The 15,459-nt window shown below is 62.6% G+C and carries 17 protein-coding genes and 1 tRNA gene; 10 read left to right on the top strand and 8 right to left on the bottom strand.

The genetic code is table 11. The features are described from left to right. Positions 1–2: 2 nt before the first annotated feature. From ispE to hisC, 6 genes are all read left to right on the top strand, one after another. Positions 3–884, top strand: coding sequence for a 4-(cytidine 5'-diphospho)-2-C-methyl-D-erythritol kinase (gene ispE, locus AWB82_RS25595; RefSeq protein ID WP_086972162.1), 882 nt, complete (start codon positions 3–5; stop codon positions 882–884). Positions 885–937: 53 nt separating this feature from the next. Continuing rightward, positions 938–1,014, top strand: a tRNA-Gln gene (locus AWB82_RS25590). 50 nt (positions 1,015–1,064) lie between these two features. Then, entirely contained in the window at positions 1,065–2,018 is a 954-nt protein-coding gene (locus AWB82_RS25585) for a ribose-phosphate pyrophosphokinase (protein WP_086972161.1), read from the top strand. Positions 2,019–2,169: 151 nt separating this feature from the next. Continuing rightward, complete coding sequence (locus AWB82_RS25580) at positions 2,170–2,790, top strand: 50S ribosomal protein L25/general stress protein Ctc (protein ID WP_086972160.1); 621 nt, start codon at positions 2,170–2,172, stop codon at positions 2,788–2,790. 105 nt (positions 2,791–2,895) lie between these two features. Continuing rightward, entirely contained in the window at positions 2,896–3,498 is a 603-nt protein-coding gene (gene pth, locus AWB82_RS25575; RefSeq protein WP_035497577.1) for an aminoacyl-tRNA hydrolase, read from the top strand. 13 nt (positions 3,499–3,511) lie between these two features. Continuing rightward, on the top strand, positions 3,512–4,579 hold the full coding sequence (gene hisC, locus AWB82_RS25570; RefSeq protein ID WP_086972159.1) for a histidinol-phosphate transaminase: 1,068 nt from the start codon (positions 3,512–3,514) through the stop codon (positions 4,577–4,579). Here the strand turns inward: hisC and AWB82_RS25565 are convergent. From AWB82_RS25565 to rsmD, 3 genes are all read right to left on the bottom strand, one after another. Then, positions 4,576–4,836 carry a YfhL family 4Fe-4S dicluster ferredoxin gene (locus tag AWB82_RS25565; RefSeq protein ID WP_086972158.1) on the bottom strand — a complete coding sequence of 87 codons (261 nt, stop codon included), beginning with the start codon at positions 4,834–4,836 and terminating at the stop codon, positions 4,576–4,578. The genes hisC and AWB82_RS25565 overlap by 4 nt on opposite strands. A gap of 84 nt (positions 4,837–4,920) precedes the next feature. Next, the gene (gene coaD / locus AWB82_RS25560) at positions 4,921–5,427 is read right to left on the bottom strand and encodes a pantetheine-phosphate adenylyltransferase (RefSeq protein ID WP_086972157.1); all 507 of its coding nucleotides are present in this window, start codon (positions 5,425–5,427) and stop codon (positions 4,921–4,923) included. A 99-nt stretch (positions 5,428–5,526) separates the two neighbouring features. Continuing rightward, positions 5,527–6,153, bottom strand: a complete 627-nt coding sequence (rsmD, locus tag AWB82_RS25555; RefSeq protein WP_200818202.1) for a 16S rRNA (guanine(966)-N(2))-methyltransferase RsmD — start codon at positions 6,151–6,153, stop codon at positions 5,527–5,529. Between the two features lie 232 nt (positions 6,154–6,385). Between rsmD and ftsY the strand changes: the two genes are divergently transcribed. Then, positions 6,386–7,645: a signal recognition particle-docking protein FtsY gene (gene ftsY, locus AWB82_RS25550; protein ID WP_086972156.1), complete on the top strand. Its 1,260-nt coding sequence runs from the start codon at positions 6,386–6,388 to the stop codon at positions 7,643–7,645. A gap of 34 nt (positions 7,646–7,679) precedes the next feature. Here ftsY and AWB82_RS25545 read toward each other — a convergent pair whose 3' ends face one another. From AWB82_RS25545 to AWB82_RS25535, 3 genes are read right to left on the bottom strand one after another with little or no spacing between them, the layout of a single operon-like run. Then, the gene (locus tag AWB82_RS25545; RefSeq protein WP_086972155.1) at positions 7,680–8,312 is read right to left on the bottom strand and encodes a LysE/ArgO family amino acid transporter; all 633 of its coding nucleotides are present in this window, start codon (positions 8,310–8,312) and stop codon (positions 7,680–7,682) included. Further along, complete coding sequence (gene maiA, locus AWB82_RS25540; RefSeq protein ID WP_086972154.1) at positions 8,309–8,953, bottom strand: maleylacetoacetate isomerase; 645 nt, start codon at positions 8,951–8,953, stop codon at positions 8,309–8,311. The genes AWB82_RS25545 and maiA overlap by 4 nt, the downstream gene beginning before the upstream one ends. A gap of 10 nt (positions 8,954–8,963) precedes the next feature. Further along, complete coding sequence (locus AWB82_RS25535) at positions 8,964–9,662, bottom strand: fumarylacetoacetate hydrolase family protein (RefSeq protein WP_086972153.1); 699 nt, start codon at positions 9,660–9,662, stop codon at positions 8,964–8,966. Positions 9,663–9,989: 327 nt separating this feature from the next. Here AWB82_RS25535 and ybiB point away from each other — a divergent pair, with 327 nt between their 5' ends. Both ybiB and leuA read left to right on the top strand, forming a co-directional pair. Then, entirely contained in the window at positions 9,990–10,982 is a 993-nt protein-coding gene (gene ybiB / locus AWB82_RS25530; protein ID WP_086972152.1) for a DNA-binding protein YbiB, read from the top strand. A gap of 427 nt (positions 10,983–11,409) precedes the next feature. Further along, entirely contained in the window at positions 11,410–13,062 is a 1,653-nt protein-coding gene (gene leuA, locus AWB82_RS25525) for a 2-isopropylmalate synthase (RefSeq protein ID WP_086972151.1), read from the top strand. Between the two features lie 16 nt (positions 13,063–13,078). Here leuA and AWB82_RS25520 read toward each other — a convergent pair whose 3' ends face one another. Both AWB82_RS25520 and AWB82_RS25515 read right to left on the bottom strand, forming a co-directional pair. Continuing rightward, complete coding sequence (locus AWB82_RS25520) at positions 13,079–13,462, bottom strand: nuclear transport factor 2 family protein (RefSeq protein WP_086972150.1); 384 nt, start codon at positions 13,460–13,462, stop codon at positions 13,079–13,081. Between the two features lie 45 nt (positions 13,463–13,507). Next, positions 13,508–14,074, bottom strand: coding sequence for an acyloxyacyl hydrolase (locus tag AWB82_RS25515; RefSeq protein ID WP_086972149.1), 567 nt, complete (start codon positions 14,072–14,074; stop codon positions 13,508–13,510). Positions 14,075–14,435: 361 nt separating this feature from the next. On the opposite strand from AWB82_RS25515, the gene rpoH reads away from it, so the two are divergent. Continuing rightward, positions 14,436–15,371 carry an RNA polymerase sigma factor RpoH gene (gene rpoH, locus AWB82_RS25510; RefSeq protein ID WP_086972187.1) on the top strand — a complete coding sequence of 312 codons (936 nt, stop codon included), beginning with the start codon at positions 14,436–14,438 and terminating at the stop codon, positions 15,369–15,371. Positions 15,372–15,459: the final 88 nt, after the last annotated feature.

Here is a 15,459-nt window from a genome sequence, read left to right as displayed (position 1 = left end):
GCATGTCCTCATCGAACGATTCGCTCCGTGACTGCCTCGCGCCCGCGAAGCTGAACCTTTTCCTGCACATCACGGGCCGCCGTCCGGATGGCTACCATTCGCTGCAGACCGTTTTCCAGTTGCTCGACTGGGGCGACCATCTGCACTTCAAGCGGCGCAACGACGGCGTCATCACGCGCAAGACCGACGTGCCGGGCGTACCCGAAGAACACGATCTCGTCGTGCGGGCCGCGCGTCTGCTTCAGCAGCACACGGGCACGAAGTTCGGCGCGGAGATCGAGATCGACAAGCGTCTGCCAATGGGCGCGGGCCTCGGTGGAGGCAGTTCCGACGCGGCGACAACTCTTTTAGCGTTAAATCGTCTCTGGGGTGTTGATCTTTCGCGTGAGATTCTGCAGAATCTCGGCCTGCAACTCGGCGCGGACGTGCCGTTTTTTGTCTTCGGGCAAAATGCTTTCGCAGAAGGCGTAGGTGAGGCGCTGCAGGCAGTCAATCTGCCGAAGCGTTTCTTCCTCGTAGTAACGCCCGATGCTCACGTCCCCACCGCGGCGATTTTTTCCGAGAAAAGCTTGACACGGAACTCGAAAGTCGTCACAATGATGGACTTTCTCGCACAGCAAAGGTCAGACACAAACTGGCCAAACAGCTTCGGTCGAAACGACATGCAAGCTGTAGTTGCAGGAAAGTACGCGGAAGTTGCAACGGTGCTCGAGTGGTTTTCCGAACTCGCACCGGCGCGAATGACCGGATCTGGAGCAAGCGTGTTCGCTGCTTTCACCAGCCGAGCCGAAGCGGAACTGGCGCAAGCCAAACTGCCGGCAAGCTGGAAGAGTGTGGTGACAGCAAGTCTGGATTCTCATCCTCTCTTCGCTTTCGCGTCATAGGTTTTGTTTTGTCGGGTATGTTCTACACTTCCCGGCAAGATTCAGAGTTGTGTAGGGGAGTCGCCAAGTTGGTCAAGGCACCGGATTTTGATTCCGGCATGCGAGGGTTCGAGTCCTTCCTCCCCTGCCATTCCTTTTCTCGCGTTTTTCCTCTCGCCTCCAGCCGCAGACAGGTGCACGATGAGCAGTGACGGCCTGATGGTTTTTACTGGCAACGCGAATCCCGCGCTTGCACAGGAAGTCGTCAAAATTCTTGGAATTCCTCTCGGCAAAGCAATGGTCAGCCGCTTCTCAGACGGCGAGATCATGGTCGAGATTCAGGAAAACGTTCGGGGCAAAGACGCGTTCGTTCTGCAATCCACTTGCGCTCCCACGAACGATAACCTGATGGAACTGATGATCATGGTCGATGCGCTCAAGCGCGCATCTGCAGGCCGGATCACCGCAGCCATCCCCTACTTCGGCTATGCGCGTCAGGACCGCCGTCCGCGTTCCGCGCGAGTGGCCATCTCGGCGAAGGTCGTCGCGAACATGCTGGAAATTGCCGGCGTCGATCGCGTGATCACCATGGACCTTCACGCCGACCAGATTCAAGGCTTCTTCGACATCCCCGTCGACAACATCTATGCAACGCCCGTGCTGCTCGGCGATCTGCGCAAGCAGAACCATGACCATTTGCTGGTCGTGTCGCCGGACGTCGGCGGCGTGGTGCGCGCGCGTGCGCTCGCCAAGCAGTTGAACACGGACCTCGCGATCATCGACAAGCGCCGTCCGAAGGCGAATGTCGCCGAGGTGATGAACGTCATCGGTGAAGTGGAAGGCCGTACTTGCGTGATCATGGACGACATGGTCGACACCGCCGGCACGCTGTGCAAGGCCGCGCAAGTGCTGAAGGACCGCGGCGCGAAGCAGGTGTTCGCATACGCGACGCACCCTGTTTTGTCGGGTGGCGCGGCGGCGCGCATCACGGCTTCGGAACTGGATGAACTCGTCGTCACGGACACGATTCCCCTGTCGGCTGAATCGCTCGCGTGCGCGAAGATCCGCCCGCTTTCGAGCGCGGGTCTGCTCGCGGAGACGTTCTCCCGAATCCGGCGCGGCGACTCGGTGATGTCGCTCTTCGCCGAAGGTTAAACGGAATTGAGCAAGGAACGCGAAGCACACGCTTCGCGTTTTTGCATGATCGATGCGAACGGACGAAGGTTCGCGTCGCTAGTTGTGGGATCACACATTTTCGATGGTCCCGGTTTCCCTGCCTGGTCGCGGGCAGATATAGGAGTCAAAGATGAAAGTAGTCGCTTTCGAGCGTAGCAAGCAAGGTACGGGTGCGAGCCGCCGCCTGCGTAACTCGGGCAAGACCCCGGGTATCGTGTACGGCGGTGAAACGGACGTTCAACTGGTCGAACTCGACCACAACGCCCTGTGGCACGCCCTGAAGAAAGAAGTTTTCCACTCGTCGATTCTCGACCTGGAACTGGCCGGCAAGTCGCAACAAGTTCTGCTGCGCGACGTGCAATACCACCCGTTCAAGCAGCTCGTGCTGCACGTGGACTTCCAGCGCGTCGACGCGAAGAAGAAGCTGCACACCAAGGTGCCGCTGCACTTCATGAACCAGGAAAGCAATCCGGCCGTGAAGCTGGCGGGCGCGGTGATCTCGCACGTCGTGACGGAACTGGAAGTGGAATGCCTGCCGGCAGACCTGCCTGAGTTCCTGGAAATCGATCTGGGGAAGATTGAAGCTGGCCAGACGATGCACGCGAAAGACATCTCGCTGCCGAAGGGCGTGAGCCTGACGGTCTCCGTCGAGGCGGAAAATCCGGTGGTGGCTTCGGCGACCGTCCCGGCTGCCGTCGTGTCGGAAGAGGCTGGCGAGACTCCTGCAGGCGATAAGCCCGCAGCCGAGTAAGCACGCGGAACACCGCTATCCTCTCGATCCGTTCGCAAGAACGGTCGACGTGACCCGCCGGCGCGCAAGCCCCGGCGGGTTTTTTTTCGCTCTACAAGATTCGACATGATCAAGTTGATCGTCGGCCTGGGCAATCCGGGCGCCGAATACACCGCTACGCGGCACAACGCGGGCTTCTGGTTCGTTGACCAGTTCGCACGCGACGCCGGAGCCACACTGCGCGACGAACGCCGCTTTCACGGTTTCTATGGGAAGGGACGTCTGCACGGCCACGAAGTGCATCTGCTCGAACCGCAGACATTCATGAACCGCTCGGGACAATCGGTCGTCGCGCTCGCGCAGTTCTTCAAGATTCTTCCCGATGAAATTCTCGTCGCGCACGACGAACTCGATCTGCCGCCCGGCACGGTCAAGATGAAGCTCGGCGGCGGCAGCGGCGGACACAATGGCCTGAAGGACATCTCCGCGCATCTTTCGTCGCAGCAATATTGGCGGCTGCGCATCGGCATCGGGCATCCGCGCGACTTGATTCCCGAAGGCGCGCGCGCGGGCGCGAAGCCCGATGTCGCGAACTTCGTCCTCAAGCCGCCGCGCCGCGAGGAACAGGACGTGATCGATCAGTCGATCGAGCGCGCGCTTGCCGTGATGCCGTTCGTCGTCGCCGGCGAAACCGAACGTGCGATGATGAACCTGCACCGCAATTCATGATTTGGAGCCGACAGTGAGCCGTTTCTGGAGCGACATCGTCCATCGTCTGACGCCGTATGTGCCGGGCGAGCAACCTGCGCTGGCGCATCCCGTCAAGCTCAACACCAACGAGAATCCGTACCCGCCGTCGCCGCGTGTCGTCGAAGCGATTCGTCGCGAACTCGGCGAGGACGGCGCGTCGCTGCGCAAATATCCCGATCCGACCGCGCGTGCGTTGCGCGAGACCGTCGCGAAGCATCACGGGCTGCGCATCGAACAAGTATTCGCGGGCAACGGTTCCGACGAAGTGCTCGCGCACGCGTTCCAGGCCCTTCTCAAGCACGACCGGCCGATCCGCTTTCCCGACATCACCTACAGCTTTTATCCGGTCTATGCGCAGCTTTACGGCGTCGAATACGAGACCGTGCCGCTGAACGCCGATTTCGCGATCGACGTGGACGATTACCGCGCGCCGTGCGGCGGCGTGCTGCTTCCGAATCCGAACGCGCCCACGGGCCGTGCCCTGCCGCTTGCGGAAATCGAAGTGCTGCTCAAGGCGAATCCGGACGCGCCCGTCATCATCGATGAAGCGTATGTGGATTTCGGCGCGCAATCGGCGATGAGTCTGATCGACGCCTATCCGAACCTGCTCGTCGTTCAGACGACTTCGAAAGCGCGTTCGCTGGCGGGCATGCGCGTCGGCTTCGCATTCGGCGATCCGGCGCTCATCGAAGCGCTCACGCGCGTGAAGGACAGCTTCAATTCGTATCCGCTCGATCGCCTCGCGCAAGTCGCGGCGATTGCGTCGTATGAGGATCAGGCGTGGTTCGAGGAAGGTTGCGCGAAGGTAATCGCGAGCCGTGAGCGGCTCACATCGCAGTTACGAGCCTTGGGGTTCGATGTCGTTCCGTCGGGCGCCAACTTCGTCTTCACGAAGCATCCCGCGCTCGATGCGGCGACGCTCGCCGCCGCATTGAAAGAGAAAGAGTTTTTCGTGCGCCATTTCAAGCTGCCGCGCATCGATCAGCATCTGCGCATTTCCATCGGCACGCCGGCCGAATGCGACGCGCTCGTCGCGGCGTTGACGCAGATCGTCGGTTAGGAATTGCCTTTCGCCGCCATCAGCGCATGGTACTTGGCCATGAGTTGCTCTGGCGTTTCGACGTGCGCCGGATCGCGCGGAATGCATTCCACAGGGCACACTTGCTGGCACTGCGGCTCGTCGAAATGGCCGACGCATTCCGTGCATTTGTTCGGGTCGATCACGTAGATCTCGGGCCCCATCGAAATGGCGTCGTTCGGGCACTCGGGCTCGCAAACGTCGCAGTTGATGCACTCGTCGGTAATGATCAAAGACATGCTTCACTCTCTTGCGCCGGCTTCGAAACCGGCATGACGCCCGCGCGTAACATCCAGCGGCGATGAAACGCGCGGGCCCGGCGCTCAGGGCGCCGCGGGATCCTTCTGCGACAGAATAGCGACTTTGTCCATCAGCCGCTTTTCCACTGACGGGAACACGAACTTGCTCACGTCGCCGCCGAGTTGCGCGATCTCGCGCACGATGGAGCCGGAGATAAACTGATATTGATCGGACGGCGTCATGAACATCGTCTCGACATCGGGCAGCAGATAGCGGTTCATCCCGGCCATCTGAAACTCGTATTCGAAGTCGGAGACGGCGCGCAGTCCGCGCACGATCACGCGCGCATTGTTCGTGCGCACGAAATCCTTCAGTAGCCCGGTGAAACTGCTCACCTGCACGTTCGGGTAATGCCCGAGCACCTCGTGCGCGATATCCAGCCGCTCCTGCAGCGAGAAAAACGGCTTCTTTGCGCGGCTGTCCGCGACGCCCACGACGAGCTGATCGAAAATGCTCGATGCGCGCCGCACGATGTCTTCATGCCCGCGGGTGAGCGGGTCGAATGTACCCGGATACACGGCGACAACCATGAGCTTCTCCTCTTCTATTTACATTGGACCGCGTGGCTGCGACGACCAACTTTGCCTCATTCCCCGCGAGATCGGTCAAGCCGAAATCGGGAACGCGCATTATTCCTCATTTTCGCGGCGCAGCAAATGATAGCGAACGGCGCCCGCCTTGCCTTCGCGCGCGACGCTCCAGCCAGCGAGCGCATCGATGCCCGACAGATCCAGCGGATCGCCGCATTCGACGTAGATCGACCCATCCGGCGCGGCAAGCGGCGCGGCCAATTCGAGCGCGCGCAAAAGCAACGCGTGATCGCCGAAGGGCGGGTCCAGAAAAATGACGCCGAATGAACCGGGCGCGAGGCGCGCGACGAGACGCAACGCGTCGGTTTCCGCGATTTCGATATTGCGCGCGCCGAGCTTCGCCTGATTCGCGCGGATCTGCGCGGCCGCCTTCGCGCTTCGTTCGACCATCAAGACGCGCGCCGCGCCGCGCGACGCGGCCTCGAAACCGAGTGCGCCGGTGCCGGCGAACATGTCGAGACAATGCTGTCCGGAAAGATCCTGGCCGAGCCAGTTGAAGAGGGTCTCGCGCACGCGATCCGGCGTGGGCCTGAGGCCGTTGAGATCGAGCACGGGCAGCGGCGTGCGCTTCCAGTCTCCGCCGATGATGCGGATCGTGTGCGGTTTGCCTCCGCGCGATGGCGTATGGCTGGGCAAGGCGGAACGGGTAGCGGACGAGCGGGGCATGACGGGATGGCTGGAGTCGGGCTCGCCGGTCGTTTTTGCTTGAAGATCGGCCGGCGCGAGCAATGAAAGCCAACGTTACCACACGCGCGCGCCATGCCGGGAGCCGCACGGGCGCGCACGGCGGCGCCTGATAAAATATGCGGCTTCTATCCCATCGCGCGAGCCTCGCACAAAGCGACTCGAAAGCGCGCACAGGGCCGTCGGATCACGCGCGCATCATCGTCACACATCCATGTTCAGCTTCTTCAAGAAATTCAAAAAACCGGCCGATGAGCCGCTCGACGCGCCTCAGGAGGAATCCGTCGAGGCAGCCGTTGACGAAGAGATCTCCGACGCCGATCTCGAACGGCAGGCGCTCGCCGCCGAAATGCCGCTGGAAGAAGCGCCGCCGGAAGAGCCGGCGCCTGTTGCATCGGTTGAATCGGTCGCGCCGAAGCACGCAGCGTCCCCTGCCCCCGCGCCGCCGTCCACGCCATCCTCGGAAAAATCGAGCGAATATTGGCAAGGCCGCACGCAATCGCAATGGGCGCGCGGCCCGGAGACGGATCAGGCGAACGAGGAAGTCGTGCCGCCGCCCACGCTCGATCCGGCCGCGAAGAAGTCGTGGATCTCGCGTCTGCGTCACGGTCTCTCGAAAACAAGCTCCAATCTGACGGGCATTTTCGTCAGCGCCAAGATCGACGAGGACCTGTACGAAGAGCTCGAAACCGCGCTGCTCATGTCCGACGCGGGCGTCGATGCGACCGAATTCCTGCTCGAATCGCTGCGCGAGAAGGTGCGCGCGGAGCGCCTGACCGACGCGTCGCAAGTGAAGAAGGCGCTGCGCGAACTACTCGTCGACCTGCTGCGCCCGCTCGAAAAATCGCTGATGCTCGGCCGCGCGCAACCGCTCGTGATGATGATCGCGGGCGTGAACGGCGTCGGCAAGACGACGAGCATCGGCAAGCTGGCGAAGCACTTGCAGCGCTTCAACCAGTCGGTGCTGCTCGCCGCCGGCGACACGTTCCGGGCCGCGGCGCGCGAACAACTCACGGTCTGGGGCGAGCGCAACAACGTGATGGTGATCGCGCAGGAAAGCGGCGACGCCGCCGCCGTGATCTACGACGCGGTCGGCGCGGCGCGAGCACGCAAGATCGACGTGATGATGGCCGACACCGCCGGCCGTCTGCCGACGCAACTGCATCTGATGGAAGAACTGCGCAAGGTGCGCCGCGTGATCGCGAAGGCCATGCCCGACGCGCCGCACGAAGTGCTGCTCGTGATCGACGCGAACACGGGTCAGAACGCGCTCGCGCAGGTCAAGTCGTTCGACGACGCGCTCGGCCTGACCGGGCTCATCGTGACGAAGCTCGACGGCACCGCGAAGGGCGGCATTCTCGCCGCAATCGCGCGTCAGCGGCCCGTGCCGGTTTATTTCATCGGCGTGGGCGAGAAAGTCGAGGACTTGCAGCCGTTCAGCGCCGAGGAATTCGCCGACGCGTTGCTCGGCTGAATCTGAAAAGAGCGTCCACACGGACGCTCTTTTTTCATCGGGCGAAGATCAGGGAAGCCGCGATCCACCACATCACGCAGCCGACGATCACATCGAGCACGCGCCACGACACGTCTTTCTCGAACCACGGTTCCAGAAGCCGCGCGCCATAGCCGAGCGCCGTGAACCAGACGGCCGACGAACACATCGCGCCCGCCGCGAACCACGCGTTGCCCGGCCAGCCGCGTTGCGCGCCGATGCCGCCGAGCAGCACGACGGTATCGAGATAGACGTGCGGATTGAGCAGCGACAAGGCGAGCACGGTGGATGCCGCGCCGATCGCCGTCTGCGAATCGCCCTCCGATGCGTTCAGATGTCCCGGCCCGCGCCACGCCGCGATGAACGCGCGCACGCCGTACAGGAACACGAAGATCGCGCCGGCCCAGCGGATCACGTCGAGCAGAAAGGGCGCACGCGCGATGAGCGCGCCCATTCCGGCGACGCCGAGCGCGATCAACATGACATCGATGAACGCGCAGATCGATACGACGATGCCCACGTGCCGGCGCTTCAAGCCCTGCCGCAACACGAACGCATTCTGCGCGCCGATCGCGACGATCAGGCTCGCCCCCAGTCCCGCGCCCGACAGATAACTCGACAGCGCTCCGGCCGAGACCGCCGTCGTCATTCGGCGTCCGGCTGCTGCGCCGGAGCGGCCCGCGCGAAGGCGTCGAGCGTGCAGGCGTAGTCGGCGATGCGCGCGATGGTCGGATAAGGGCTCACGTCGATGCCGAAGCGCCGCGCGTTGAACACCTGCGGCACGATGCACAGATCGGCAATGGTCGGCGTGTCGCCGAGGGTGAGCGAGCCGACGCGCCTGTCGGCGGCCAGCCGCTTCTCCAGCGACGCGAAACCCGCCTCGACCCAATGCCGATACCACGCGTCCTTCACGTCATCCGGCACCTTGACCTGATGCTTCAGGTACTTGAGCACGCGCAGATTGTCGAGCGGATGAATCTCGCACGCGACCTGCATCGCCACCGAGCGCACGAACGCGCGATCGGACGGGCTCTTCGGCAGCAGCGCCGGCTCGGGATGCGTCTCCTCCAGATACTCGATGATCGCGAGCGACTGCGTGAGAACGTCGTCGCCATCGACGAGCGCCGGCACGATGCCGTCCGGATTCACCGCGCGATATTCGGGCTTCAGTTGCTCGCCGCCGTCGCGCAGCAGATGAACGCCCTCGTACTCGTAATCGAGTCCCTTCAGATTCAGCGCGATGCGCACGCGATACGCCGCCGAACTGCGGAAATAGCTGTAGAGCTTCATGTTCGCGGACTCAGACCACGCGCACGGAGAACTCGCCGATGCCGTCGACGCCGCCCTTCAGCACGTCGCCCTTCACGACCGCGCCGACGCCTTCGGGCGTGCCGGTGAAGATGAGATCGCCGGGGAAGAGTTCGAAGAGCGTCGACAGATACGCGACCGTCTCACCGACCGACCAGATCAGTTGCGAGATGTCCGAGCGCTGCTTTTGCTCGCCGTTCACGGTCAGCCAGATCGTGCTCTTTTCCAGATGCCCGACCTTCGATACCGGATGAATCGGGCCGATCGGCGCGGAGTGGTCGAAACCTTTCGCCGTGTCCCACGGACGGCCGAGCTTCTTCGCTTCGGCCTGCAGGTCGCGGCGCGTCATATCGAGCCCGAGCGCGTAGCCGTAGACGTAATCGAGCCCTTTATCGGCGGGAATGTCCTTGCCCTGCTTGCCGATCGCGGCAACGAGTTCCATCTCGAAGTGCAGGTTTTTCGTCTGCGACGGATAGGGGAATTCGGCCGTCGAGCCCGGCGCGACGTTCAGCACGGCGTCTGCCGGCTTGCTGAAGAAGAACGGCGGCTCGCGGTCCGGATCGTGGCCCATTTCGCGGGCGTGGGCTTCGTAGTTTCGACCGACGCAGTAGATTCGGCGGACGGAAAACTGCTCATTCGAACCATCGACGGGTACGGCTGCTGCCTGCGCCGGAGGAAACACATAACTCATCCTGCTCTCCTGTTGCTGTTTTGATTTGCAGATTCACGGACGAATGCGTCGGCGCTCACGGCCGGCGAGAACGAAGAGTGTAACGTGCGCGCGCAAATCGTGGCGGACCCTGCCGGGCTTGGCTGTGCGAGCTTTCGCCGGGCCTTCGGAGAAGCGGTTCGCGACGCGGTTTTCGTAAGCATCGCAGGAATATTGCGGGAATCACCCGGCCGGCAAACCTTGCCAGCGCTGCTCAAATGCGGTACTCAATAGCATTCCCGCACCCTAAAACGCGCAACGGCATCGCTCACATTACGTAATCGAGCGCCCGAATCGCGCACCTCTCCGATGACCGACTCCGCTTCCTCCACTTTCGCCTGCGCACGCTACATCAAGGAAATCGGCCGTGGGCCGAACGGCGCGCGCGCACTTTCGCACGAGGACACCTACGCGCTCTACGAAGCGATGCTCGACGATCGCGTGCCCGAACTCGAACTAGGTGCGGTGCTTCTCGCCTACCGCGTCAAGGGCGAATCCGCCGCCGAACTCGCGGCGATGCTGTCCGCCGCGCATCGCTCGTTCGAGCCACTGCATGTCCAGGACGGCCGCGAGCACGCGCGGCCCGTGTCGATTCCGAGCTACAACGGCGCGCGTAAGACGCCCAACCTCGTGCCGCTGCTGTCGCTTCTGCTCGCGCGCGAAGGCGTGCCGGTGCTGGTGCACGGTGTTACCGAAGATCCCGGGCGCGTGACGAGCGCGCAAATCTTCGCGGAACTGGGCATCGCGCACGCGGCCTCGCACGATGAAATCGAGGACAGCCTCGCGTCGCGCCGCCTCTCGTTCGCGCCGATTGCGGTACTCGCGCCGAAGCTCGCGCGACTTTTGGCGCTCAGGCGGCGCATGGGCGTGCGTAACTCGACGCACACGCTCGTGAAGATCCTTCAGCCGTTTGCGGAGCCGGGCTTGCGGCTCGTCAACTACACGCATCCCGAATATCGCGAGAGTCTCACCGCGCTTTTCACCGCGCATCCGGACGCGGCGGCGGGCGGCGCGCTGCTCGCGCGCGGCACGGAAGGCGAAGCCGTCGCCGATACGCGTCGCCAGGTGCAAGTCGACTGGTTCCACGACGGTCGCGTCGACACGCTGATCGCGCCGGAGCATTCGCAGGCGCACGCGCCGCACATCGAGCTGCCCGAGACGCTCGATGCCGCAACCACCGCGCGCTGGATCGAATGCGTGTTGCGCGGAGATGTGCCGGTGCCGCCCGCGGTCGCCCGTCAGGTCGAGGTGATCGCCAATGTGGTGCGCAAACCGGTCGATAACCACGCAAACCCGATTTGACACGTTCTTCAGCGCTGGTTTAAAGTAAGCGCCATGAGCTTTACCCAGCACACTTCCCTCCGAATTATTTCGGGCCGCCTAGCGCGGCCCCTATCGCTACGTCTAGCGTAAGTCGCCAGACGTAGCGCCGCGCGTCGCCGGGTTTTCCGAGCAAGCGCGGTCCTGCCAGCAGTTCCTGTAGCTCCTTTTCTTACCACCTGTAGTCGTCAGCTTTTTCGTTCGCGCATCCCGCGAGCCGAAAACGCGAGGGTCACATGCACGCTGCTTCGCGCACGTTCACGTCGGTCGCAGGCGTCACCATCGCCGGTGATTCGTGTGAACGCGCGCGCGGTCCGGTCTTACGTGCATCCCGCCACGCCCGGCCAGCCGCCGGACACGGCCTCTCTCGCAGACGCTACGCAAACCGTCCGAAGAGAGATCGACGATCATGATGCCGAACCCCGCCGAGAAATACCGCCCGTTTCCGCAAGTCCGTCTGAATGGCCGCCGCTGGCCGAACCGCACGATCGAAAAGGCGCCCATCTGGATGAGCACCGATCTGCGTGACGGCAACCAGTCGCTCATCGAGCCGATGAGCATCGCCGCGAAGCTCGAATTCTTCGAGATGCTGGTGAAGATCGGGTTCAAGGAAATCGAGGTGGGCTTCCCGTCGGCATCGCAGACCGATTTCGACTTCGTGCGCAAGCTGATCAGCGAAAAGCGCATTCCGGACGACGTGACCATCGAAGTGCTCGTGCAGTCGCGCCGCGAACTGATCGAGCGCACGTTCGAAGCCGTCGAGGGCGCGAGCAAGGTGATCGTGCATCTCTATAACGCGATCGCGCCGTCGTTCCGCAAGATCGTGTTCAATCAGTCGAAGGACGAAGTGAAGGCGCTCGCAGTCGACGGCACGCGCATGATCAAGGAGTGCGCGGCGGCGCGGCCGGATACGCGCTGGATCTACCAGTACTCGCCCGAAACTTTCAGCATGACCGAGCTTTCGTTCGCGCGCGAAGTCTGCGACGCAGTCGCGCAAATGTGGCGTCCGACGCCCGATCACAAAATGATCGTGAATCTGCCCGCGACCGTCGAAGCCGCCATGCCCAACGTATTCGCCGATCAGGTCGAGTGGATGGACCGCAACATGGGGTTTCGCGACAGCATCGTGCTGTCGGTGCATCCGCATAACGATCGCGGCACTGCTGTGGCGGCGGCGGAAATGGCGGTGCTTGCAGGCGCGGATCGCGTCGAAGGATGCTTGTTCGGCAACGGCGAGCGCACCGGCAATGTCGATCTCGTCACGCTCGCGTTGAATCTCTACACCCAGGGCATCGATCCGGGCCTCGATTTCTCCGATATCGACGCCGTGCGACGCGTCGTCGAGCGCTGCAATCAGATTCCGGTGCATCCGCGCCATCCGTATGCGGGCGATCTCGTGTTCACCGCGTTTTCGGGTTCGCATCAGGACGCGATCCGCAAGGGTTTCGCGCAGCGCGTGCCGGGCGCGGTCTGGGAAGTGCCCTATTTGCCGATCGATCCGGCCGATCTCGGCCGCAGCTACGACGCCGTGATCCGCGTGAACAGCCAGTCCGGAAAGGGCGGCTCCACGTATCTGCTCGAACGCGGCCTCGGCTTCGCGCCGCCGCGCCGCGTGCAGATCGAATTCAGCCACGCCGTCCAGAAAGTCACCGATGCATCCGGCGCCGAAGTCAGCGGCGAAGCGATCTGCGCGCTCTTCAGGCGCGAGTATTTCGACGCGGGCGGGCCGGTATCGCGCATCGACGTTTCCACGCTGGCGGTATTCGAAAGGCGCGTCGCGCTGGCGCCGGCGGCGAGCGCGACGAGCGGCGACGCCTACGCGCAAACGGTCGCCGCGGCGCTTGGCGTGGACGCGAACGTGAACTGGTTCGAGACGGCCGTGACGGCGAGCGGCGACACGGCGGCGTTCGTCGGCTGTCGCGTCGGCGAGGGGCAGACGCGCTTCGGCGTCGCGGTGCACGTGAATCCGGCGCTCGCCGTCGCCGATGCGATCGTGAGCGCGGTCAACCGTTCCGGGCGCGTCGTGGAGAGCGTGCGACAGGACGAAGCGGTCGTTGCATGACGAGCGGCGCGCGTGGCTATTCGAGCGCCACGCGCGTCGCCTGCAGCGCGAGCAGCAGCCATTGGCCTTCTGTCTGCACATGAACGGCGGTATAGGCGATCGGAAACAGCAGCGCGCCGTTCTTCGATTCCATCTCGATCAGCGCGCGGCCCGACACGAGGCACGTATCGCGGCCGGCGGGCAGCACGTCCTGGGACTGAATCTCGATCTGACGATAACGTCGGCGGCCGGCGGTGATCGCGTCGATGAACTGACGCTTCGTCTCCCGTTTGCCGTTCGTGTGGACGTAGCTGACGTTCTCGGCCAGCAGCGCATCCAGCGCCGGGCCGTCGCCGTCGACCATGGCACGGAAGCGGTCGCGCTCGAGGCCACGGATGGCCTCAATGGTTTTTGCCGGCATCTGTCGATTCCCCTTGTGTCGAGGAACCCATACGCCGGCGCCTCGTCAGAAGTTGTATTGCAGATATAGCTGGCTGAAATTTATACCAGGATTCGGCTCTTTGATACCGCCGTTCGACAGATGCTGGAAACGATAGCCGACCTGATAGTTCTGTTTGGCTCCGAAGATCATGCCGACGCCCACCATATCCGCGAACTGGAAGGCCGACCCGACGCTGAAATCCTGCGTGATGCGCGTATGCGAAAGCAGCCGCACGCCGACGCCAGCTTCGATGAATGGCCGAATGTAGCCCGCGCTCTTCACGAAGCGCACCACCGGCGTGAAACCGACTTCCCAGATGTTCGGGTGAACGGCGTTGTCCTCGGTCGTGTGCCAATAGGACACGTGTCCTTCGCCGACGAGCGTGAAGTGAAAGCCGCCGATCTCCCACCAGGTGAGGCCCGGGTCCCAGGACACGCCGAGATCGGCTTTCTTGATGTCGCGGTCGGCCACGCCGCCGGCGAACTGAACGCCAAAGCGATCTGCCTGCGCTGCGGCCGACGCGAGACCAAGCGCGGTACACACCGCCACGCGCAGTAGCGGGCGGCGCCACGAACTCTTGTTTTTATGCATGAGCACCCCAAATATACTCGGATGGCGGGTGTGTTTCTTCTGTCGCTGTTGTTTGGCGATTCTAGTGATGTTTTAAAGCATTTGCAGAAATCGCATCAAGTCCTCGTTTTGTAGAATTTCTTGTCGCGCAACGCGCAAAAACGGTAATCGATGCAAATCCAGTCGTTCTGCCGATCGTTTCTGCCGCCTTTCGCGCAACAGTCCATCCTATCACCACCACCAATCTGATAGTTTTGGTGGGAACTCCAACATTCCTCCATGCTCTAACACTTAGCACTCGCTGAACCGGAGTGCTAATATCGTGTCTGACTTGCCGCCGTCTTTAAGCGGCACATGAATTGTTGATAAGGAGCTTATGAGCGTGACCAATGCGATGACCCTTCCGAATATCGTGAGCTCGGCACCTGCCAAGGCATCTTCGGCAGGCGCGCTGACGTACGCACAGTCGTCGGTGTTGACCGGCCAGATCGGCAACATCGATTCATACATACAAGCAGTGAACCGTATTCCGATGCTTTCGCAGGCAGAGGAACGACAGTACGCCACCGAATTCCGCGAGCAGGGCGACCTGAACGCCGCGCGCCAGCTCGTGCTTTCGCACCTGCGCCTCGTCGTGTCGATCGCCCGTAACTATCTCGGTTACGGCCTTCCGCACGCGGACCTGATCCAGGAAGGCAACATCGGTCTGATGAAGGCCGTGAAGCGCTTCGACCCCGAGCAAAACGTGCGCCTGGTTTCGTATGCCATGCACTGGATCAAAGCGGAGATCCACGAGTACATCTTGCGCAACTGGCGCATGGTGAAGGTCGCCACAACCAAGGCGCAGCGCAAGCTGTTCTTCAACCTGCGCAGCCACAAGACCAGCCATTCGGCGTTCACGCCGGGCGAGATCGACGGCCTCGCGAACGAGCTGAACGTGAAGCGCGAGGAAGTCGCGGAGATGGAAACGCGCTTGTCGGGCGGCGATATCGCGCTCGAAGGCCAGGTCGACGACGGCGAGGAAGCATTCGCGCCCATCGCCTATCTGGCGGACTCGCATAACGAGCCGACCAACGTCATCGCGGCGCGCCAGTTCGACGAACTGCAAACCGACGGCCTCGCCGACGCGCTTGAATCGCTCGATGAGCGCAGCCGCCGCATTATCAAGGCGCGTTGGCTCGACGTGGAGGACGACGGCTCGGGCGGCATGACGCTGCATGAACTAGCTGACGAGTTCGGTGTATCGGCGGAGCGCATTCGCCAGATCGAGGCGAGCGCGATGAAGAAGATGCGTTCTGCGCTGCACGAGTATGCGTAACAAATGACTGTACCATTGCAGAAATTGCGAAGCCCGCTATCGACACGATAGCGGGCTTTTTCTTTGGCCTCGCGCTGAAAAAACAAAC

This window comes from Caballeronia glebae, assembly GCF_001545035.1.
In the GTDB taxonomy this organism is placed as follows: Bacteria; Pseudomonadota; Gammaproteobacteria; order Burkholderiales; family Burkholderiaceae; genus Caballeronia; species Caballeronia glebae.
The sequence above is the reverse complement of the archived record's forward strand: the minus strand, read 5'-3'. Positions and strand labels throughout refer to the sequence as shown.